The sequence below is a fragment of the Streptomyces sp. NBC_01006 genome, assembly GCF_045162725.1.
Lineage (GTDB): Bacteria > Actinomycetota > Actinomycetes > Streptomycetales > Streptomycetaceae > Streptomyces.
The window spans coordinates 1757408-1776974 of the sequence record NZ_CP108700.1; the positions used below are offsets into that span (position 1 = coordinate 1757408).

Sequence of the window (19567 nt, forward strand, 5' to 3'; positions counted from 1 at the left end):
TCCCCTAAGGGGCGTCCGGGCCCTTGGCCGGGCCCTTGGTCAGGCCTTTGGGCTTGTCCTGGCCGGTCAGCTTCGCCGCGTGGCCCTTGAGCCCCCACTGGGTGACCCGCCACAGGGCCTCCACCACGATGTCCTTGCTCATCTTGCTGTCGCCGAACTCGCGCTCGACGAACGTGATGGGCACCTCGACGACGCGGAAGCCCTGGTGGACGGCGCGGCGGGCCAGGTCGACCTGGAAGCAGTAGCCCGCGGAGGCCACCTCCTCCAGACCCAGCCCCTCCAGGGTCGCGCGGCGGAAGGCACGGTAGCCGCCCGTCACGTCGCGGATCGGGACGTCCAGCATCAGCCGGGAGTACACCGAGCCGCCGCGCGAGAGGAACTCGCGGCTCTTGGGCCAGTTGACCACCCGGCCGCCCGGCACCCAGCGCGAACCCAGGACCAGGTCGGCCCCGGCCAGCGCGGTGAGCAGCCGGGGCAGCTCCTCCGGCTGGTGGGAGCCGTCGGCGTCCATCTCGACGAGCACGCCGTAGTCGCGCTCCAGGCCCCAGGAGAAGCCCGCCAGGTAGGCGGCGCCGAGGCCTTCCTTGCCCTTGCGGTGCAGGACGTGCACGTGGTCGTCGGCGGCCGCCAGCTCGTCGGCGAGCTTGCCGGTGCCGTCGGGGCTGTTGTCGTCCGCGACCAGGATGTGCGCCTCGGGCACCGCTGCGCGCACGCGGCCGACGATCGGCCCGATGTTCTCCGCCTCGTTGAAGGTCGGAATGATCACCAAGGCCGTGCCGAGCGGTCCGTGCCCTCGCTGTCCGCCGTCGCTCACTGAGTCCGCCTTCGTGTTCTTGTCCGTCCTGTCTCAGAGGATGACTTTAGAACAGTGGTCGGGGCCCGCGGTCCTTCGGGCCGGTCCGGCTCCCGCTGGCTGCGGGTCGCCGTGACCGTTGTCTACTGGACCGCGGGCCCCGACCGGGGCCACCTTCCCCCGAGCTCTTGGGGAGCAGGGAGGACCCCCTTCCCGGCGAAACCTTCCCTCGCCCCCGAGGCGCGGGCGCGCTGAGCAGACGGATCCGCCCGGTACGGACGTCCGGTGGTGGACCCGGCCGAACCTATCCGGGTCCGAGCGCCCGTACCGAACCGAGGCCGACCGGATCACCCCTGTGGCCGTACGAATACCTCCCGCCCGCCGACGACGGTGGCGAGGCACACCGGCAGATCGCCGCCGGGGGTGAGGTCGGGCAGCCCGGGGGTCCCCGAACGGGGGTCCGTGGACCAGCGGGCGACCCGGTCGTCGGGGGCCTGGACCACCAGTTCGGCGGTCTCCCACAGCGCGTAGTCGGCGGGGGCGCCGGGCACGAGCACACCGGCTCCGTCGCGTCCGAGGGCCCGCCAGCCGCCCCGGGTGTGGGCGGTGAAGGCGGCCCGTACGGAGATCCGGTGCTCGGGGGTGCGGTGGAAGGCCGCCGCCCGGACGGTGCCCCACGGGTCGAACGGGGTCACCGGGGCGTCGGAGCCGAAGGCGAGCGGCACACCGGCCTTGAGCAGGGCGGCGAAGGGGTTGAGCGTACGGGCGCGCTCCGCGCCCAGCCGGTCGGCGTACATGCCCTCCTCGCCGCCCCAGGCCGCGTCGAAGGCGGGCTGTACGGAGGCGGTGAGGCCGAGGTCCGCGAAGGCGGCGATGGTCTCGGGGGTCATCATCTCGGCGTGCTCGACGCGGTGCCGCGCGGCGCGGACGCGGGCGAGGCCGACCTTCTCGGCGGCGGCGCGCATGCCCTCGACGACGGCGGTGAGGGCCGCGTCGCCGATGGCGTGGAAGCCGGCCTGGAGCCCCGCCTCGGTGCACGCGGCGACGTGCTCGGCGACTTCGGCGGCGTCGAGGTAGCCGGTGCCGGTGTGGCCCGCGTCGGCGTACGGGGCGTGCAGGCAGGCGGTGTGGGAGCCGAGGGCGCCGTCCACGAAGAGGTCGCCCGCGGCGCCGATGGCGCCGAGCGCCTTGGCCTGTTCGAGGTCCCGGTCCGCCCAGTAGCCGAAGACGCGGGGTCCGGGCCGCTCGCGGGCGAGGTTGAGGAGGTCCGCGAAGTCCTCGGCCGAGGAGATGTCGGGTCCGCCGCACTCGTGGACGGAGCCGATGCCGAGGGAGGCGGCCCGGTCGAGGGCGGCCCGCTGGGCCTCGGCGCGCTGGGCGGGGGTGACGGCGGCGAGCGCGGCCCGGCGGACGGCGTGGTGGTCCTCGCGGGTCAGCGGCTCGTCACCGCGGACGGAGACGGCCGGTACGAGGTCCAGCAGGGCGGTGGTGACGACGGCGGAGTGCACGTCGATGCGGCTGAGGTAGAGCGGGCGTCCGGCGGCGGCCTCGTCGAGCTCCGCACGGTGGGGCGCACGGCGCTCGGGCCACCGGGAGGCGTCCCAGCCGTGGCCGAGGAGCACCCGGTCGGCGGGGCGGCGCTCGGCGTACGCGCGGACGAGGCGCAGGGCGTCGGCGAGGGAGGCGGCGCCGGTGAGGTCCAGCCCGGTGAGGGCGAGGCCGGCGGAGGTGGTGTGGACGTGCGCGTCGGTGAAGGCGGGTGTGACGAGCGCCCCGCCGAGGTCGACGACCTCGTCGACGCCTTGCGCGAAGGCGTCGGCGGCGCCTTCGGAGCCCACCCAGGCGATGTGTCCCCGCTCGACGACCATCGCGGTGGCGAAGGGGTCGGCGGGGCTGTGTACCTCGCCCCCGCGGAGGAGAACGGTCCGTTCGGATGCGGGGGCTCCGGCGGCGTCGGCGGAACTGGCGGTGCGGTCGGTCATGACCTTAGTTTCGCGGGTCCGCGGCCCCGCCTCGACCGCGCCCCCGGGGGCGCGGCGGAAAAGGCGTCACACCCGGGGCGGGCGGGCCTCGTACGGGGTGGAGAGGACCACCGTGGTGCGGGTGGAGACGTGGGCCAGGGCGCGCAGGCGGCCCAGGAGGTCCTCCAGCTCCAGCGGGGTCGCGACCCGGACCTTGAGGATGTAGTTCTCGTCGCCGGCGACGCTGTGGCAGGCCTCGATCTCCGGTACTCCGGCCAGCCGGTCGGCGATGTCGTCCGGCGCGCTCGGGTCGAAGGGCTTCACCGAGATGAAGGCCGTCAGGGGCAGGCCCACGGCTTCGGGGTCGACGACGGCCGCGTACCCGCGGATCACTCCGCGCTGTTCCAGACGGCGTACTCGCTGGTGGACCGCCGACGTGGACAGTCCCGTGGCCTTGCCCAGATCCGTGTAGCTCATCCGCCCGTCCCGCACGAGCAGATCCACGATCTGGCGGTCCAGCTCCTCCATTGCGCTCATAGCCGCTCAACCTAAGGCCCAAGGGCGCTCCAGGCACAGTGCTGTCCGGCCACAAGTGGCACCTGCGGCGGGCATGTGACCAAGGCCACAAGGGTATGGAGGCGTACGCCGGGATGTTGTGGTTACTCGTGCCGCGCGGCGGGAAGTGCTTGCTGTGGCCGAGGCCGTAGAACCTGCCCGCCCGGCCCACCCAAGGGGGAGTACATCCATGCTGAACACCAAGCGCGCCGGTCGCACCGAACCGGAGCCCCTGGAATTCGTCGACGCCGAGGACGGTGAGTACCTCGAAGACGCCGACGGGTTCGACGGCTTCGAGATCCACCACGCGATCTGCCCGGACTGCGGCCAGTCGATCGCCCTCGTCGCGGACGAGGAGTACCTGCCGGAGCACGCGCTCTGCCTGACCCCGTGGAACCCGTTCGGGCTCACGGTGTGCGCGGGCACGGGCCGCCCGGCCTCCGACGCGCTGCCGACGGTGGGCATGGCCCAGGGCGAGCCCCAGGAGCTGGAGGTCGTGCTGCTGGACCTGCCGCAGGGTCTGGACTGGCGGACGCAGCCGTTCTCGCACGTCGGCGGTCCCGGTTCGCGTCCCGTGCGGATGCCGGCGCCGGCGCTGCTGCCGCAGATGCGGCAGCACGCGCAGGCCGCCTGACGGCCTTCCCGGCCGCGGGCGCCGGATCCATCGGGATCCGGCCGGATCTACCAGTACGTGCCCTGCACCATGGCCCGGAGGCTGGCGTGGTGCAGGATCAGGCCGTCCGGATCCGCGGGGATCTCGACCTCCCCGAAGTGCGCCTGCCGGTAGGCGATGCGCAGCATCACGATCCCGTGCCGCAGCGCCGCGTACAGGGTGTGGAACTCCATGTCCCGCGGGGTGTGCCCGGTGAGTTCGGCGTACCGGCGCTCGATGTCCTCGCGGCGCAGGAAGTCCGGCAGGCCCCTCTGGCCGAAGCCGACGGTCAGGTCCTGGAAGAAGCGGTGGAGGTACACGGTCCAGCCGAGGTCGACCTCGCGCGGGGCGTACGCGGCCATCTCCCAGTCCAGGACGGCCACGGGCTCGAACCCGTCGGCCCGGTAGACGACGTTGCCGATGCGGGCGTCGCCCCAGTTGAGGACGGCCGGGCCCTCGTCCGCGGGCCACAGCTCCTCCAGGCGTTCGAAGGCCCGCTCCAGCAGCGGGGACGGCGCGAGTGCCTCGACCACCCAGGCGTAGTAGGCGCGTTGGGCGTCGACGTGTCGGCGCAGCGGGCTGCCGGCGCCCTCGGGGAGGAGGAACTCGGCCTCCTCGGCGGGGAACTGGTCGTGCAGCCGGGCCAGCAGCGAGATGCTCGCCTCCTGGAGTGCGGCGCGTTCGCGGTCGCCGGCGGCGTGCAGCCAGTTTCCCTCGTACGTGTAAGGCATGACGTCGGGCGGGACCCGGCCCTCGGCGCGGGCCATGACGAAGAAGGGCGCGCCGAGCGGCCCCGGGTCCTGTTCCAGCCAGAGCACGCGCGGGACGGGCAGGTCGGTGTGGGCGGCGACCAGGCTCATCACGCGGTGCTGGCGGGGCATGTCGTACGTGGGGAACACCGTGTAGGCGGCCGGGTCGGCGGCGAGCCGCAGGGCGCAGGCGCGGACCGGGGTGTCGGGGTGCTCTATGTCGAAGAGCAGGGTCTCGCTGGACATGCCGTTGGACGCGGGGACCGCGACGTTGGTGACCTTCGCGCCGGGGAGCCTGCCGTCCAGCCAGGCTGCGAGGCGGAGGCCGAGTTCCCCGGGCTCCCGGGTGGAGGTGCGCGGACGTGGTGCGGTGGCCATGTGAGCCCCTTCCCTACTGGGCGACGGAGGAGTAGTCGGCGAAGCCGCTCGGGTCATGGCGGCCGAAGCTGCCGTGCTCGAAGATCCCGAAGCCGGTGCGCCCGTCGAGGGTGAAGCGGGCGGAGTGATCGGTGACGCCGAAGGCGGCCATGGGGTGGGCGGCGGGGTCGGAGAGGTCGTAGACGCGGCGGTCGGTCCAGCCGCGGCCCTGCCAGGTGCCGTGCTGCCAGTCGGCGGCGGGCGGGTAGCCGGCGCCTACGGCGAGCGGGGAGGAGTTCAGGATCTCGACGCCGAGTTCGAGGGGTTTGCGGGCCGGGTCGGCGAGGTGGACGACGGCGCTCTCGGGGTGGCGGGTGCCGGGGCGGTAGCGGATCTCGGTCTGGGGCCAGCCGAGTTGTACGTCGTGGCGGCCGCTGTCCTCGGGGAAGACCTGGACGGCCTCGTTGAGCGTGCGGTGGCCGTCGGCGTCCTCCTGAGCGATGACCATGAGGAAGCGGTCCTCGAAGCGGACGGGGATCCAGAGCCAGTGGAAGCCCTCGGGCCGGTGCTCCTCGGCGGCGCGGCCGCCGTCCTCGCCGGGGACGGGGCGCACGCCCCAGCTGCGGTCGCGGGTTCCGGTCCACTCGCCGGGGGTGAGGGCGTACTCCTCGCCCTTGGCCCGGATGGTGCCGGTGACCTGGCCGGCCTGGACGAAGCGGCGGCCTTCGAGCATGAGGCGGTCGCCGCGGCGCTGGACGTGGTGGGGCTCCCAGACGGCGGGGAACCCGGCGGTCCAGGTGATGTCGTACGAGAGCCCGTCGGGGTCGGCGGGGTCGGCCTCGCACCGGAGGGTGATCCGCTTCAGGGGTTCGTCGACGGTGATCCGCAGCGGGCCGACGGAGAGGTTCATGCGGTCGTCGGTGAGGGCGTCGGAGGCGCGGACGGCGAGGAGTTCGTCGCCGGTGCGGAGGGTGGCGTAGGCGTCGATGACCCCGGCGTTGGGGTAGACGCCGAGGCCGAGGATGAGGACGGCGCGGCCGGCGTGGTCGAAGACGTGGAAGATGCAGCGGTCGTAGGCGTTCCGGTCCCCGGTGACGAGGTGCTTCATCGACAACGGGGCCTGGTGGACGGGGTATTCGTCGAGCGGTACGGGTCGGTCCGCGGGCATGGCAAGCCTCCTGGGGCAGCGGGCTCAGGCGGATATGACGGTACGTCAGATACCGGGTTCGGGGCCAGAGTTCTGTCACTCCCTGACAGCCCGGCACGTCTGGCCACTCGGAAGGGGTCCGGGGACCTCGGGGCGGGGGGTGGGGGCGGGGGCGGGGACATCTCGAACGGATACCCGGAGGGCGGGGGCGGTTACCCGTGCGTCGGGTGGCGCGTTGGCCGGGCATGACCACGCTCGAATCCCCTGGGGCAAGAACGGGACGGCGGCGGCGTCCGGCGCCTCCCCGCCACGAAGAATCGGTTCCTCGCCATGAAGAATCGGTTCAGCAACGGCAGCCGGACCCGCCGATCTACGATGCGCTGCTGGCCCGCTGGGCCGCCGACGGACGCACCCTGCCGGGCCGCCGCGATCCGGAGTGGTCCCGGGTCGCCACTTCCCCGATCTGGCCGTCGGGCCCGGCCTGATCCGAAAGACACGGCCTACGGCGGCCGCCGGCAGGAGCGGCCGGGGGTGACCCGGCGCACTCCCTGTGCGCTCCCCGTGCCGCCTCGCCCGGGCGGGGGCCGGGCTGCACCCTGGGCCCATGACGGACCCGAAGCGGCTCCTGGCCGAATACCGGCGCGACGGCTTTGTCGTCGTACCCCCGATGACCCCGCACGAGATCTGGGGCCCCCTGACCGAGGAACTGCCCGGCGTACTCGCGGAGGAGGGACCGCAGCGGTTCTTCGAGGAGGACGGCACGACCGTGCGCGCCGTCTACGGGCTCCACCGCAGGGGCGGTCCCTGGCAGGCACTGGCCGAGGCGTCACCGCTGACCGCGCTGGCCCGGCTGCTCCTCGGGGAGGACATGTACGTGTACCAGTGGAAGGTCAATCCGAAGGCGGCCCGGCGCGGCGACCGCTGGCAGTGGCACCGGGACTTCGACTTCTGGCGGGCCGCCGACGGGATGCGGCGCCCGGCGGCGCTGACCGCCGCCGTGTTCCTCGACGAGGTCACCGAGGAGAACGGGCCGCTGCGCCTGATACCTGGCACGCACACCGACCGGCCGGGGACGGCCGCGCCGGCCGGGAACACCGGGCCCGCGGAAGGCGGAGAGGGCGACTGGGCCTGGATCACGTCGAGCCGCAACGCCTACGCGCTCCCGGAGCCCTCGACCGAGGAGCTCGCCCGCACCCGGGGTGTGCACGGGGCCACCGGCCCCGCCGGCACGGTGGTCCTCTTCCACGGCAACCTGGTGCACAGCTCGGGCCCGAACCGCTCCACGCGCGCCCGTACCCTCGCCCTGATCAGCTACAACGCGGTGTCCAACGCCCCGCCGGCCGACCACCCCGCCGCGCGCCAGGACCTCTTCGTCAACCACGACGCGAAGCCACTGCCCGTCGGTGACGACCTGCCTTAGTCCGACTGGTGGCAGCCCGGCCGGTCGCCCGGCCGGGCCAGGGCCGGGCGTGCCCCGAGGGGCGGGTCGGCCGTCAGTGGGACTCGGGGCCCGCCAGGTGGCGGGCGATGACCATGCGCTGGATCTGGTTGGTGCCCTCGACGATCTGGAGGACCTTCGCCTCGCGCATCAGGCGCTCCACCGGGAAGTCCGCGGTGTAGCCGTAGCCGCCGAGGACCTGGACCGCGTCCGTCGTGACGGCCATGGCGGCGTCCGTGCAGAACAGCTTCGCCATCGCCGCCTGGCGGGAGAACGGCTTGCCCGCGTCGCGCAGCCGCGCCGCCGCCAGGTACAGCGCCCGGCCGGCCTCGATCTTGGTCGCCATGTCGGCGAGCATGAAGCGCAGGCCCTGGAAGTCCGCGATGGGGTGCCCGAACTGCTTGCGGTCCAGGGCGTACGTGAGGGCCTCGTCCAGGGCGGCCTGCGCGACGCCGATGGCGCAGGCGGCGATGCCCAGGCGGCCCGCGTCCAGGGCCGCCAGCGCGATGGTGAAGCCCTGGCCCTCCTCGCCGATGCGGCGGGTGTCGGGAACGCGGACCCCGTCGAAGTGCAGCTGGGCGGTGGGCGAGCCCTTCATGCCCATCTTCTTCTCGGGGACGGCGGCCGTCAGGCCCTCCGCGTCGCCGGGCACCAGGAAGGCGGTGATGCCTTTGGGGCCCTCGCCGCCGGTGCGGGCGAGGACGGTGTAGAAGTCGGCGACCCCGCCGTGGGTGATCCAGGCCTTGGTGCCGGTGATGACCCAGTGGTCGCCGTCGCGCACGGCCTTGGTGGTCAGCGAGGCGGCGTCGGATCCGGAGGCGGGCTCGGAGAGGCAGTACGCGCCGAGCAGGCCGCCGCCGAGCATGGCGGGCAGGTGGGCCTTCTGCTGCTCCTCGGTGCCGTATCCGGCCAGGCCGTGGCAGGCCAGGGAGTGCACGCTGACGCCGAGCCCGACCGTCAGGCGGGCCGCGGCGAGCTCCTCCAGGACCTGGAGGTAGACCTCGTACGGCTGCTCGCCGCCGCCGTACTCACCGGCGTACGGGAGACCGAGCAGGCCGGCTTCGGACAGGAGGGTGAAGATCGCGCGCGGGAACGTCCCGGCGTCCTCCTCGTCGGCGGCCACGGGGCGGATCTCCCGCTGCGCGATCTCTCGCACGAGCGCGAGAAGATCCCGGGACTCCTCGGTGGGCAGCTGACGGTCCACCGGCTGCGGGGCGCGGTCTGTCATGGCGGCGCTCTCCTCCCTCGTCGGGCACGGCGGCGGCACGTGAGGTGTGGGACGGGCCGCCGGGTCTCGGTGCTTCTCACAGCCGATACTGCCCTCCCGGATCACGGAAGCGGCAGATCAGTGGCTGCGGGCGGCTTGAGTATGCCCGATCAGGGACTTCCCGTCACTGGGGCAAGATCACCGGTCGGCTCGAACGCGTCTTCGGGCAGAGGTGGCGGCGGACACTCCGGGACGAACTCCCCGATCACCGTCAGCGTCGCGCGCAGCTGGCGGACGAGGAGGACCCCGAGCCGGTCCCGGTCGGGCTGCCGCGCGGCGGATTCCGCGTCGGCATCGGCATCCGTGTCTGCGGCCAGGGCACCGATCCACTCCAGCGTGGTCCCCTCGACCCCGGACAGCCAGCCCACCAGCGCGAGCCGGGCGAGCGGCGGGACGGCACGGCGCCCGTACGCGCCTTCGGCGATGGTGGCCACCAGTTCCTCGCGCACCGCGTCGCGGATCGCGAGCACCTCGGCGTCGGAGCCCACTCCCCCGGTGACGATGGTGCGGTAGGCGGCTTGGTGGTGCTCGGCGTAATAGAGGTAGCCGTCGATGGTGCGGCGCACCCGCTCGGCGTTGGGCAGGTCCGGTTCGCCGGCGGCGCGGGCGACGAGCTCGGCCACCGAGTCCTCGACGATGGCGAGGTAGTAGCCGCGCTTGCTCTTGAAGTAGTAGTAGATCAGCCCCTTGGCGACACCCGCCTGTTTGGCGATGTCGTCCATGGAGAGCGCGTCGTACGAGGTGTCGGCGAACAACTTGCGCCCGGTCGCTATGAGTTCGGCCCTGCGGACCTGCGAACGCTCGCTCGCGCCCCGCTGTTGACTATTATTCAAATTCGGCCCTAGCCTCGAACTGCCACAGGATGCCCGCAGTATGGCAGACCTGCCTCATGCACTTCCCCTGCGCACCGGACGACGTACGGGAGGCACTTCCATGAGCAAAAACAGCGGCGTGAACAGCGGCGCGGGAACGATCCGCGGTCGCGAAGGCCGGGTCAACTGGCGGAAGTCGGCCGCGGTCGCGGTGCCCGCGGACCTCGCGGTCGGGGCGATGGCCGTGGTCATGGCCCAGGGCGCGCTCGCCGCGTCGTTCGCCGTCTCGGGGACCGCCTTCCAGGTCTCCTCCTCGAAGCTGAGCAGCAAGGGCCTGGCCTCGTACGTGCAGACGGACCGATCCGTCGACGGCAAGGGGCATCCGGTCGCGCTGCTCGGCATCGGCGAGGCCACGCTCACCGACATCTGCCAGTCCGCCGAGGTGGACACCCCGCTGGGCACGGTGGTCTTCAAGCTGACCGCGGGCGGTCCGGCCGGGGAGGTCACCGCGAGCAACCTCGTCATCGACGGCGAGGACCTCGACGGCGACGCGACCTTCGGCACGGCGCAGATCGGCCGGGACGCCTCGACCCTCGACCAGGTGGAGGGGGTCAGGGGGGAGCCGGGGAAGTTCGGCCTCCAGGCCGGGGACATCGAGGTCGTCGGGGTGAAATCGCACGCCTGGTCCGCGACCGGCGGGAACTTCCGCCTCAAGGGCATGCGGGTGAGCGTCGGCCTGGACGGCAAGAAGTGCTTCTGAGCCGCCTTCGGCTGCGCGCCTGGCGCCGGACCCGGCCGTTCTGGGGCGGGCTGCTGGTCATCCTGGGCGGGGCCGAGCTGCTGCTGGTCCCGCTCTCCCCGCTGACCGTGCTGGTGAGCCTGGGCCTCGGCGGGATCGCGGCGATCGGGATCGGCGCCGCACTCGTGGTGGCGGGCCTGTTCCTGTGGTTCCTGCCGCAGGCCCGGGCGTACGTCTGCGTCCACGCCCTGCTGCTGTCGGTGCTGTCGTTCCTGGCGACCAACCTGGGCGGGTTCCTGGTCGGCATGCTGCTCGGGATCGCCGGGAGCGCGCTGGCCTTCGGGTGGACGCCGCTCCCGGAGGGAGCCGCGGACGGATCCGCGGACGAGGAGGCGTCGTACGAGCGCGGGCCGGGCGGTCCCGGTCCGCGGGTGCTCGCCGTCGTACTGCCGGTGCTGCTGGCGGCCGCGCCGGCGACGGGAGCCCCGCCGGCCAGGGCGGCTGCCCCGCCCCACGGGCCGCCGACGGCGCCCCGGACTCCCCCGACGGTCACCACCTCGCTCTTCGCCCCGCAGGGCTTCGCCTTCGCGGGCGTCACCGAGGTCGCGACGTCCGACGGGCCGCTGAGGGTGCTGGTGCTGAAGATGCGCGCGGCCTCGCTGGCCGACTACCGGCTGCGCACCCGCGACGGCCGCGAGGAGTACGGGCTCGCCGCCGCCTCCCTTGAGCTGCGGGGCAATGTGACCTTGTACCTGACCAAGTTCAGCGGCTGTATCGAAGGGCTGCTGTGCGTCACGTTCAGCCCGGACGGACTGCCCGCTCCCCCGGTGATCCCGCCGTTCGTCTTCATGACCCGGGTCAGCGCCGAACAGGCTCTGGTCACCTCGGACCTGATCGTCACGGACGGCCTGCGGCTGGAGGCCTTGTAGGCCTCGTCGGCGCAGGCCCCGGAGGTCAGAGCCAGCCGACCTGCGTGACGAACATGGCGACGACGACCACCAGCGTCCAGCCGAGCACGTGCTCCAGCCACTTGGAGTGGTCCTTGGGGCCACCGGTCCGGACGAGGTTCCGGGCGCGGGCGGTGAGGGAGGCGCTGTATGCGGTCATACCGTCCAATGTGACAGCGTTCGCGGCTTTGGCGGTAGAGACGATCGTCACGCGTGGCACGCGTCACGCCGCCCCGGCGTGCCACCGGGCCCCGGCCGCCTCGCGGTCGGGGCCCGGTGCGTACCGGGTGCACCACCCGGTGCGTACACGGGTCAGGTCGCGCGGTTGCGTCCCGCCATGCCCGCCATGGCGAGGGCGAGCAGCAGCGCGACGCCGCCGGTGATGACGTTGCTGACCACGGACCGGGTCGTGCTGACGTCACCGGCGATGACCCAGGGAGCCACGATCGTCCAGGCTCCGATGGCGACCGCCGTCCAGGCCATCGCGTGGGTGCGTTCGTAGGCGGAGCCGAGTCCGCTCATGCACAGGCAGTACGCGACGCCGGCGATCAGGTTGTTGATCGCCAGCGAGCTGAGTCCGCTGAACCCGGCGATCCAGGGCGAGGCCGCCAGGTACAGGCCCGTGATGAGGGCCAGTGCCTCCACGGCCTGCGCGGCGGGGGTGCTGGTGACCCGCTCGAACCGGGAGCGCATCTCGGCGAGGTCGGGGTGGTGTTCGATGCTGTGGGTGGTCATGGCGGGCCGCCTCCTGTAGAAGCCTTATCTGCCCTTTATGGCTTTATGTTCCGCTTATCTATGCTCGCGGTCAACGGGAACTTCCGGCACTCCGATCACAGCACTCCCACCGCCCGGAGGGCGGCGATCTGGGTGACGCTCGGGCGGGCCGGGGCGTACAGGTAGCAGATGCCCCCGGAGCCGGACGCGACCTTTCCGGCGGAATTGTGGCGCTTCGTCCGCAGCCAGACGTTCTCCCACTCCCGGCGCCCGTACACCCGGCGGACGGCCGTGTCGTCGGGCGAGTTCGGGTCGTTGGCGACCACGTCCCCGGCGGCGGTGAAGCCGACGACGGTCATCAGGTGGCCCGCGGTGCCGTAGCCCGCACCGGTGAGCTCCTCCGCAAGGAAGGACTGCGAGGTGATCACCGGGATCCCCGCCCCGACGAGGATCTCCAGCTCGGCGAGGGAGCGGAGCCGGGTGACGACCCCGGCGAGATCGGTGTACGTGGCGGCGTACGCGGCGTTGAACGGCCAGTTGCCGCAGCCCTTGTACGCGCTGTCGTACGTGAACCGGGCCGCGTGGCAGACCTGCGGGTCGGGGTAGCGGGAATCGACCCAGGCCAGGTCCCCGGCGGCGGGCTTGCGGCCCCAGTACTCGATGATCATCTGGGAGGAGGTGGGGCTGCACCAGGCCTCGCCGCCGTTGTCGTACTGGGGGTAGTGGCCCTTGTGGACCTCCTGCGAATAGCGGGGGACCTTCAGCTCGTGGGCCTTGCCCGAGGGGGCGGAGGCGGCGACGGTGAACCGGTCCGGGACGTCGGAGACCATGACCCCGGCCAGCCACACCGTCGGGCCCTGGGCGGCGCCGGGCTTGCGGTGGAGGGTCAGGCGCAGCTGCCAGTCGGCGATCCGTACGCCGCTCGCCCGCGCGGGGGCGTCGACGGCCAGGGTGTCGGTCCACACGGTGGTGCTGCCGTCGGTCTGGCCGTCCACGGAGGTGCGGCGGATGTCGCCGTCGCCGGAGGCCCAGCGGCCCATCACGTACCAGGGGGTGGCTGCGCCGCTGCCGTACGTGCCGCGCAGTTCCACCTGGATCCAGGTGCCCGCCGGGGTGTGGGCGTTCCAGGAGGCGATGGCCTCGGTGCCGGGCACTCCGGAGCGGTGCACCGGGGAGGTCCAGACCGCGTACTCCCAGGTGGCCTTCTTCGCAGTGTGCGGGTCGGTGTACTCGGTGCGGCCGGCCGGGGTGTCGATCACCAGGCCGGGGCGGGCGCCGGCGAGGGCGGCGGTGCCGCGGTGGGTGCCGGCCAGCCAGTGCGCGTACGAGTACCAGAACCGGTTGTCCACGGTCTTGGCCGCGGCTGCGCCTGCCGCCGCCCCTTCCGCTTCCGCCTCGGCCGGGCCATCGCCGGCGCCCGTGCCGGCCGGGGGCTTCGCGCCGGATGCCGAGGCCCGGCCGCCCGGGACGGTGGCCGCCGCGGCCGCGGCGAGCGCGAGGGCCAGCAGGGCACGGCGTGGTGTGGGTGCGGTCATCGGCGTGGCCCCCAAGGGTCGGTGCGGCTGGGTCGGCTCCCCCACCCTTCCAGTTCCCGCCCGCCGGACGGCGAAGCCACGGCCCCGTGTCGGGGTGACGCGGGACCGGAGCGGACCAGGGTAGGGCCGGGGCCCTACCCTGGCCGGGTGGAGCCTCACCAGTCACTTCAGTCACTCGCGCGCGAACTCGTCGCCCTGCCCCCGTCGCTGGGCCCGGTCCGGCTGATCGCCGTCGACGGGCACGCGGGGTCCGGGAAGAGCACCTTCGCCGGGCGGCTCGCCGAGGCCCTGGGCGGGGCGCCGGTGCTGCACCTGGACGACGTGGCCACCCACGAGGAGCTGTTCGAGTGGCCGGAGCGACTGCGCGCGCAGGTGCTGGAGCCGCTCGCGGCCGGTCGGCCGGCCCACTGGGCCCCGTACGACTGGGTGGAGCGCCGGTTCGGCCCCGAGCGGGTGCTGGAGCCGGTTCCGGTTCTGCTGATCGAGGGGGTCGGGGCCGGGCGGCGGGCACTGCGCCCGTATCTGGCGCGGCTGCTGTGGATGGAGACCCCGCGCGCGCAGTCCTGGGGGCGCGGGCGAAATCGGGACGGGCGTGAACTTTCCGACTTCTGGGACGGATGGGAGCGCGCGGAGCTCGCGCACTTCACGGACGATCCTTCGCGCCCCTTCGCGGACACTTTGGTACACCAGAGCGGTACGGGGTACGAGTGGACTTCCGAGACGGATGCGACCGCCGGAAGGGCCTCTTCCGTTACGGAAGGTGACGGATTCCCCCAGGCCTGAGCAGCTCGCGAGAACCGCCCGAGCGGGCCTGTACCGACTTGCTTGACCTGGGCCCCGCACCGGCCTTACGTTCTGAATGCGCGGTCTTTCCAGGCCGCAGCGGACGCGAAGCCCCCGATCGTTCCCCCGTGATCGGGGGCTTCGTTCTGCCCCGGGCCGGCTTCCCACCGGCGCCGCACGGGCCCGGTCTCCCCGAAATCTTCACCCTGAGTCACCTTGTGCGCCCCTGGTGCGCCTTCGACCGGTGTCCGCCGCACCCTACGTATGGTGCTTGGCCGCAGGTACGATGCATCCCTGATTTCATCGGCGCAGTGGACAACTCGCGGGCGCGACGCGGGGGTTGCTGTGCACCACGGGGGCAGGCTTGTGGGGGATGTGATGGACTTCGGCACGCCGGGCACGCACGCCCCGGCCGAACTCGCCTGGCTGCGCGGGGTGGACGCCTGCACCATGGGCGCCTATCCGCAGGCCGAGGAGGAGTTCCGGGCGGCCGTACGACTGGATCCCTCGATGGCCGACGCATGGCTGGGCCTGCACGCGCTCCGGGTGGACACCACGAACGCCTTATTGCGCATGTACGCCCACCGCGACCGCTTCGGCGAACAGCGGGCCCGCCACCGGCGGACCCTGAACTCCTGGTACTGGCTGGGCTGGTGGGTACAGCCTGTGCTGGAGAGCCGGCGGGACCTCCTGCTGGCCCACGCCTCGCACTGGCTGGACGGACGGCACGTCCCCGAGCTGGACCAGGCACTGGCGGCGCTGCCGCCGGTGGACACCGATACGCAGGTGCGGTTCCTGCACGCCTGCCGGTCCTACCTGGTCAAGGACTGGGAGCAGCTGGTGCGGCACACCGAGCCGCTGGTGGACGATCCGCTGCTGGGGATCGAGGCCGGCCTGTTCGGCGGGATGGCCCGGGTCCGCCTGGAGATGTACGGGCAGGCCGAGCCGATGCTGTCGGCGGCGCTGATGCGCTGCCGCAGCGAGCAGCCGCAGCGCAAGGAGCTGCGGTACTGGCTGGCGCGGGCGCACGAGGGGACCGGGCGCAGCGCGGCGGCGCTGCCGCTGTACCGGGCGGTGCACCGGGTGGACCCGGCGTTCATGGACACGGCGGCCCGGCTGACGGCGATCGAGGACAGCGACTACGTCGACGGGGCCGACGGATACGCCGGATACGCCGCGTCCGGCTACGAGGGGTACGCGGGCCACGATCTCTCGCCGGTCGGCGGGGACTTCGCGGCGGTGGCCCTCGGCGGCGGCCCCGTCCAGGACATCGCGGCGGACGGGCAGGCGGAGCCGGACCCGCTGATCGCGCCGGATCCGGACCCGCGGTTCGGGGCTCCGGGCGGCCCGGGCACCGGCCGGGTGGAGGGCGTACGCCGCAAGGTGGCGGTCCCGCCGCAGGCCGAGCCCGGGGGGCTGCCGGCCGGACCGGCCGATCCGGCGCTGCTCGCCGAGGCGCTGGCGGAGCTGGAGCGGATGGTGGGCCTGGAGCCGGTGAAGCGGCAGGTGAAGGCGCTCTCCGCGCAGCTGCACATGGCCCGGCTGCGGGCCGGGCAGGGGCTGCCGGTGCAGCCTCCGAAGCGGCATTTCGTCTTCTCCGGGCCTTCGGGCACCGGCAAGACGACGGTGGCGCGGATCCTGGGCCGGGTCTTCTACGCGCTCGGGCTGCTGGGCGGGGACCATCTGGTGGAGGCCCAGCGGGCGGACCTGGTGGGCGAGTTCCTCGGGCAGACCGCCGTGAAGGCGAACGAGCTGATCGATTCCGCGATCGGCGGGGTGCTGTTCGTGGACGAGGCGTACAGCCTCTCCAACACCGGGTACAGCAAGGGCGACGCGTACGGGGACGAGGCGCTCCAGGTGCTGCTCAAGCGGGCGGAGGACAACCGTGACCACCTGGTGGTGATCCTGGCCGGCTATCCGGCCGGGATGGACCGGCTGCTGGCCGCCAACCCGGGGCTGTCCTCGCGGTTCACGACCCGGGTGGACTTCCCCAGCTACCGGCCGCTGGAACTGACCGCGATCGGCGGGGTGCTGGCGGACGCGAACGGGGACTGCTGGGACGAGGAGGCCCTGGAGGAGCTGCGCAGCATCAGCGGGCACGTGGTGGAGCAGGGCTGGATCGACGAGCTGGGCAACGGCCGCTTCCTGCGCACCCTGTACGAGAAGAGCTGCGCGTACCGGGACCTGCGGCTGGCGGGTTTCCCGGGCGATCCCTCCCGGGAGGACCTGGCGACGCTGCGGCTGCCCGACCTGATGCAGGCGTACGGGGAGGTCCTGTCGGGGCGCGGCCCGCAGGACCGCGACCGGCAGGAGCCGCCGCCGCTGTAGCGGGGGCGGCTCCTGCCCCCGCCACAGCGGCGGCGCCTCACACTCCGTCCTCTCAGACCCCGGCGGTGCTGGTCTGCCGGGGGCCCGGGCGGCGGGCCGGGACGCGGTGCGCGGGGTCGCGCACCTCGCCGACCAGCATCTCCAGGACGTCCTCCAGGGCGACCAGCCCCAGCACCCGGCCGGCCGGGTCGGCGACCTGGGCCAGATGGGTGGCGTCCCGGCGCATGACGCTGAGCGCGTCGTCCAGCGGGAGGGTGGCGGACAGGGTGGTCATCCGCCGCCAGACCCGCTGGGGCACGGCCCGCTCCCGCTCCTCCAGGTCCAGTACGTCCTTGACGTGGACGTAGCCCATGAAGGCGCCGTTCTCGGAACGGACCGGGAAGCGGGAGTAGCCGGTGCGGACCGTCAGCTGCTCGATCTGGCGCGGGGTCGCCGAGGGGCCGACCGTGACGAGCCGGTCCCGGGCGAGCAGGACGTCGGTGACCGGGCGGCTGCCCAGTTCCAGGGCGTCTTCCAGGCGCTCCTGCTCGCCCGGCTCCAGGAGCCCGGCCTGCCGGGAGTCCTCGACGAGCCGGCCGAGCTGGGCGCTGGTGTAGACGGCTTCGACCTCGTCCTTGGGCTCCACCTTGAAGAGGCGCAGGACCAGGTGCGCGCAGGAGCCGAGCGCGGAGGTGACGGGGCCGCAGAGCCGGGCGAAGGCGACCAGGCCCGGGCTGAACCAGAGGGCGGTCTTCTCCGGTGCGGCCATGGCGAGGTTCTTGGGGACCATCTCGCCGATGACCAGGTGCAGGAAGACGACGGCGGCGAGCGCCACCGCGTAGCCCAGCGGGTGGATCATGCCCTGCGGGACGTGCGCCGCATGGAAGAGCGGCTCCAGCAGGCGGGCCACCGTCGGCTCGGCGACCGCGCCGAGGGTCAGGGAGCAGACGGTGATGCCGAACTGGGCCGCCGCCATCATCCGCGGCAGGTTCTCCAGCCCGTACAGCACCTGGCGGGCCCGCTTGGACTCCTTGGCCAGCGGCTCGATCTGGCTGCGCCGTACGGAGACGAGCGCGAACTCGGCGCCGACGAAGAAACCGTTGGCCAGCACCAGGAGCAGGGCGAAGAGCAGTTGGAGGGCGTTCATCGTCCGGCGCCTTCCAGCTGGGCCGACTGGGCCGGCTGCGGCGATCGCCCGTCCGGGGAGCCCTGCCGGCCCGGCCCGGTGCGTACGGAGCCGGCGTCGATCAGGACGGTGGCGCGGGTGGCCTCGGGGCCGGTCCCGTGCCCGGCGGCGGGGACGGCACCCAGCCTGACCAGCCTGACGCGTTCGGCGCGGTTGCGGCCGACCTGGCGGACGGACAGCTTCCAGCCGGGCAGTTCGGCACGGTCCCCGGGGGCGGGGATCCGGCCCAGCAGGTCCGCGACGAGGCCGGCGACGGTCTCGTACGGGCCCTCGGGCACCTCCAGGCCTATCCGGCGCAGGGTCTGCACCCGGCAGCTGCCGTCGGCCTCCCAGGAGGGGCGGCCGTCCTCGGCGGGCACGGCCGCCAGTTCGGGGTTCTCGTCCTCGGCGAGGTCGTGCTCGTCGCGGACCTCTCCGACGAGCTCCTCCACGATGTCCTCCAGGGTGACCACCCCGGCGGTGCCGCCGTACTCGTCGACGACGACGGCCATCGGCTGCTCGCTGCGCAACCGTTCCAGCAGCGGCTGCACCGGCAGGGAGCCGGGCACCAGCAGCGGGGCGACGCAGATCCGGCTCACGGTGGTGCGGGCGCGCTCGGACTCGGGCACGGCGAGGGCGTCCTTGAGGTGGACGACCCCGGTGACCTCGTCGATGCGCTCCCGGTAGACCGGGAACCGGGACAGCCCGGTGGCGCGGGTCAGGTTCAGCACGTCGGCCGCGGTGGCCGTGTGCTGGAGGGCGCTGACCTTCACCCGGGGGGTCATGACGTGCTGGGCCGTGAGCTCGCCCAGCGAGAGGGTCCGTACGAAGAGGTCGGCGGTGTCCTGTTCGAGGGCGCCGGCCTGGGCCGAATGGCGGACCAGGGAGACCAGTTCGCCGGGGGTGCGGGCGGAGGCCATCTCCTCGGCCGGCTCCACGCCGAGCGCCCGTACGAGACGGTTGGCGACGGCGTTGAGGCCGGCGATGACCGGCCGGAAGGCACGGGAGAAGACCTGCTGCGGGCCGGCCACGAACCGGGCCACCTGCAGCGGCCGGGAGACCGCCCAGTTCTTCGGGACGAGCTCGCCGACGACCATCTGGACGGCGGAGGCGAGCAGCATGCCGATGAAGACGGCGACGCCGGAGACGGCTCCCGCGGGCAGGCCGGTGGCCGCGAGCGGCCCGGCCAGCAGTCCGGCGAGGGCCGGTTCGGCGAGCATGCCGACCACGAGGGAGGTGATGGTGATGCCGAGCTGGGTGCCGGAGAGCTGGAAGGACAGCTCCCGCAGGGCTTCGACCACCGTGCGGGCACGGCGGTCGCCGTCGGCTGCGGCGCGTTCGGCCTCGGGCCGTTCCACGGTGACGAGGCCGAACTCGGCCGCCACGAAGAAGCCGTTGGCGAGGATCAGGGCGAATGCCGCCACGAGCAGGAGTAGCGGGATGGTCATGCCGCCGCCTCCGTGGGGAGGGCGGCGCGGGTACTACCGGACGATCCGTCCATTGCTGGAGGGAGTCACTCCTCAAGTCGCAGGTGCCCGCGGGCCTCGGGGTCCCGGGGCCGGTGGGAGGGCGTTGGGGTGCGCCCCGCCACCAGGGTAGTCACTGAGATCGCCGCCGCAATGGGACGCAGCCGTCGGCTGTGGCTC

The 19567-nt window shown here is 73.2% G+C and carries 18 protein-coding genes; 6 read left to right on the forward strand and 12 right to left on the reverse strand.

Annotated features, from left to right (window positions below):
• Positions 1-4 precede the first annotated feature (4 nt).
• The 3 genes from OG509_RS07870 to OG509_RS07880 all read right to left on the reverse strand — a co-directional run bounded on the left by OG509_RS07870 (position 5) and on the right by OG509_RS07880 (position 3282).
• Positions 5-814: a polyprenol monophosphomannose synthase gene (locus tag OG509_RS07870; protein ID WP_406181237.1), complete on the reverse strand. Its 810-nt coding sequence runs from the start codon at positions 812-814 to the stop codon at positions 5-7.
• Between the two features lie 326 nt (positions 815-1140).
• Positions 1141-2775 carry an amidohydrolase gene (locus tag OG509_RS07875; RefSeq protein ID WP_406181239.1) on the reverse strand — a complete coding sequence of 545 codons (1635 nt, stop codon included), beginning with the start codon at positions 2773-2775 and terminating at the stop codon, positions 1141-1143.
• A 66-nt stretch (positions 2776-2841) separates the two neighbouring features.
• Positions 2842-3282, reverse strand: a complete 441-nt coding sequence (locus OG509_RS07880; RefSeq protein WP_030011705.1) for an Lrp/AsnC family transcriptional regulator — start codon at positions 3280-3282, stop codon at positions 2842-2844.
• 217 nt (positions 3283-3499) lie between these two features.
• Between OG509_RS07880 and OG509_RS07885 the strand changes: the two genes are divergently transcribed.
• Positions 3500-3943 carry a hypothetical protein gene (locus tag OG509_RS07885; protein ID WP_406181240.1) on the forward strand — a complete coding sequence of 148 codons (444 nt, stop codon included), beginning with the start codon at positions 3500-3502 and terminating at the stop codon, positions 3941-3943.
• A 47-nt stretch (positions 3944-3990) separates the two neighbouring features.
• Here OG509_RS07885 and OG509_RS07890 read toward each other — a convergent pair whose 3' ends face one another.
• Together OG509_RS07890 and OG509_RS07895 are read right to left on the reverse strand one after the other, a co-directional pair.
• Positions 3991-5088, reverse strand: a complete 1098-nt coding sequence (locus OG509_RS07890) for a phosphotransferase family protein (protein WP_406181242.1) — start codon at positions 5086-5088, stop codon at positions 3991-3993.
• Between the two features lie 13 nt (positions 5089-5101).
• Entirely contained in the window at positions 5102-6235 is a 1134-nt protein-coding gene (locus tag OG509_RS07895; RefSeq protein ID WP_406181244.1) for a hypothetical protein, read from the reverse strand.
• Between the two features lie 583 nt (positions 6236-6818).
• Here OG509_RS07895 and OG509_RS07900 point away from each other — a divergent pair.
• A complete protein-coding gene (locus OG509_RS07900) occupies positions 6819-7634 on the forward strand; it encodes a phytanoyl-CoA dioxygenase family protein (RefSeq protein ID WP_406181245.1) in 816 nt (271 codons plus the stop codon).
• Between the two features lie 73 nt (positions 7635-7707).
• Here the strand turns inward: OG509_RS07900 and OG509_RS07905 are convergent, their stop codons facing one another.
• Together OG509_RS07905 and OG509_RS07910 are read right to left on the reverse strand one after the other, a co-directional pair.
• Entirely contained in the window at positions 7708-8880 is a 1173-nt protein-coding gene (locus OG509_RS07905; protein WP_406181247.1) for an acyl-CoA dehydrogenase family protein, read from the reverse strand.
• Between the two features lie 149 nt (positions 8881-9029).
• Positions 9030-9752 (reverse strand): TetR/AcrR family transcriptional regulator, encoded by a 723-nt coding sequence (locus tag OG509_RS07910; RefSeq protein ID WP_406181249.1) that lies wholly within the window; start codon positions 9750-9752, stop codon positions 9030-9032.
• Between the two features lie 100 nt (positions 9753-9852).
• On the opposite strand from OG509_RS07910, the gene OG509_RS07915 reads away from it, so the two are divergent.
• The gene (locus tag OG509_RS07915) at positions 9853-10491 is read left to right on the forward strand and encodes a DUF6230 family protein (RefSeq protein ID WP_406181251.1); all 639 of its coding nucleotides are present in this window, start codon (positions 9853-9855) and stop codon (positions 10489-10491) included.
• Complete coding sequence (locus OG509_RS07920) at positions 10482-11399, forward strand: DUF6114 domain-containing protein (protein WP_406181253.1); 918 nt, start codon at positions 10482-10484, stop codon at positions 11397-11399. Before OG509_RS07915 ends, OG509_RS07920 begins: the two co-directional genes overlap by 10 nt.
• A gap of 25 nt (positions 11400-11424) precedes the next feature.
• Here OG509_RS07920 and OG509_RS07925 read toward each other — a convergent pair whose 3' ends face one another.
• From OG509_RS07925 to OG509_RS07935, 3 genes are all read right to left on the reverse strand, one after another.
• Positions 11425-11577: an SCO1431 family membrane protein gene (locus OG509_RS07925; protein WP_106977289.1), complete on the reverse strand. Its 153-nt coding sequence runs from the start codon at positions 11575-11577 to the stop codon at positions 11425-11427.
• 152 nt (positions 11578-11729) lie between these two features.
• On the reverse strand, positions 11730-12152 hold the full coding sequence (locus tag OG509_RS07930; protein WP_385582066.1) for an SPW repeat protein: 423 nt from the start codon (positions 12150-12152) through the stop codon (positions 11730-11732).
• A 95-nt stretch (positions 12153-12247) separates the two neighbouring features.
• The gene (locus OG509_RS07935) at positions 12248-13666 is read right to left on the reverse strand and encodes a peptidase C39 family protein (RefSeq protein ID WP_406181255.1); all 1419 of its coding nucleotides are present in this window, start codon (positions 13664-13666) and stop codon (positions 12248-12250) included.
• 147 nt (positions 13667-13813) lie between these two features.
• Here OG509_RS07935 and OG509_RS07940 point away from each other — a divergent pair, with 147 nt between their 5' ends.
• Together OG509_RS07940 and OG509_RS07945 are read left to right on the forward strand one after the other, a co-directional pair.
• Positions 13814-14449 (forward strand): uridine kinase, encoded by a 636-nt coding sequence (locus tag OG509_RS07940; RefSeq protein ID WP_406181257.1) that lies wholly within the window; start codon positions 13814-13816, stop codon positions 14447-14449.
• 378 nt (positions 14450-14827) lie between these two features.
• On the forward strand, positions 14828-16777 hold the full coding sequence (locus OG509_RS07945) for an AAA family ATPase (RefSeq protein WP_406181259.1): 1950 nt from the start codon (positions 14828-14830) through the stop codon (positions 16775-16777).
• Between the two features lie 52 nt (positions 16778-16829).
• On the opposite strand, the gene OG509_RS07950 is transcribed toward OG509_RS07945, so the two are convergent.
• Both OG509_RS07950 and OG509_RS07955 read right to left on the reverse strand, forming a co-directional pair.
• Positions 16830-17903 carry a hemolysin family protein gene (locus OG509_RS07950; protein ID WP_406181261.1) on the reverse strand — a complete coding sequence of 358 codons (1074 nt, stop codon included), beginning with the start codon at positions 17901-17903 and terminating at the stop codon, positions 16830-16832.
• Entirely contained in the window at positions 17900-19369 is a 1470-nt protein-coding gene (locus OG509_RS07955) for a hemolysin family protein (protein ID WP_406181263.1), read from the reverse strand. The genes OG509_RS07950 and OG509_RS07955 overlap by 4 nt, the downstream gene beginning before the upstream one ends.
• Positions 19370-19567 lie beyond the last annotated feature (198 nt).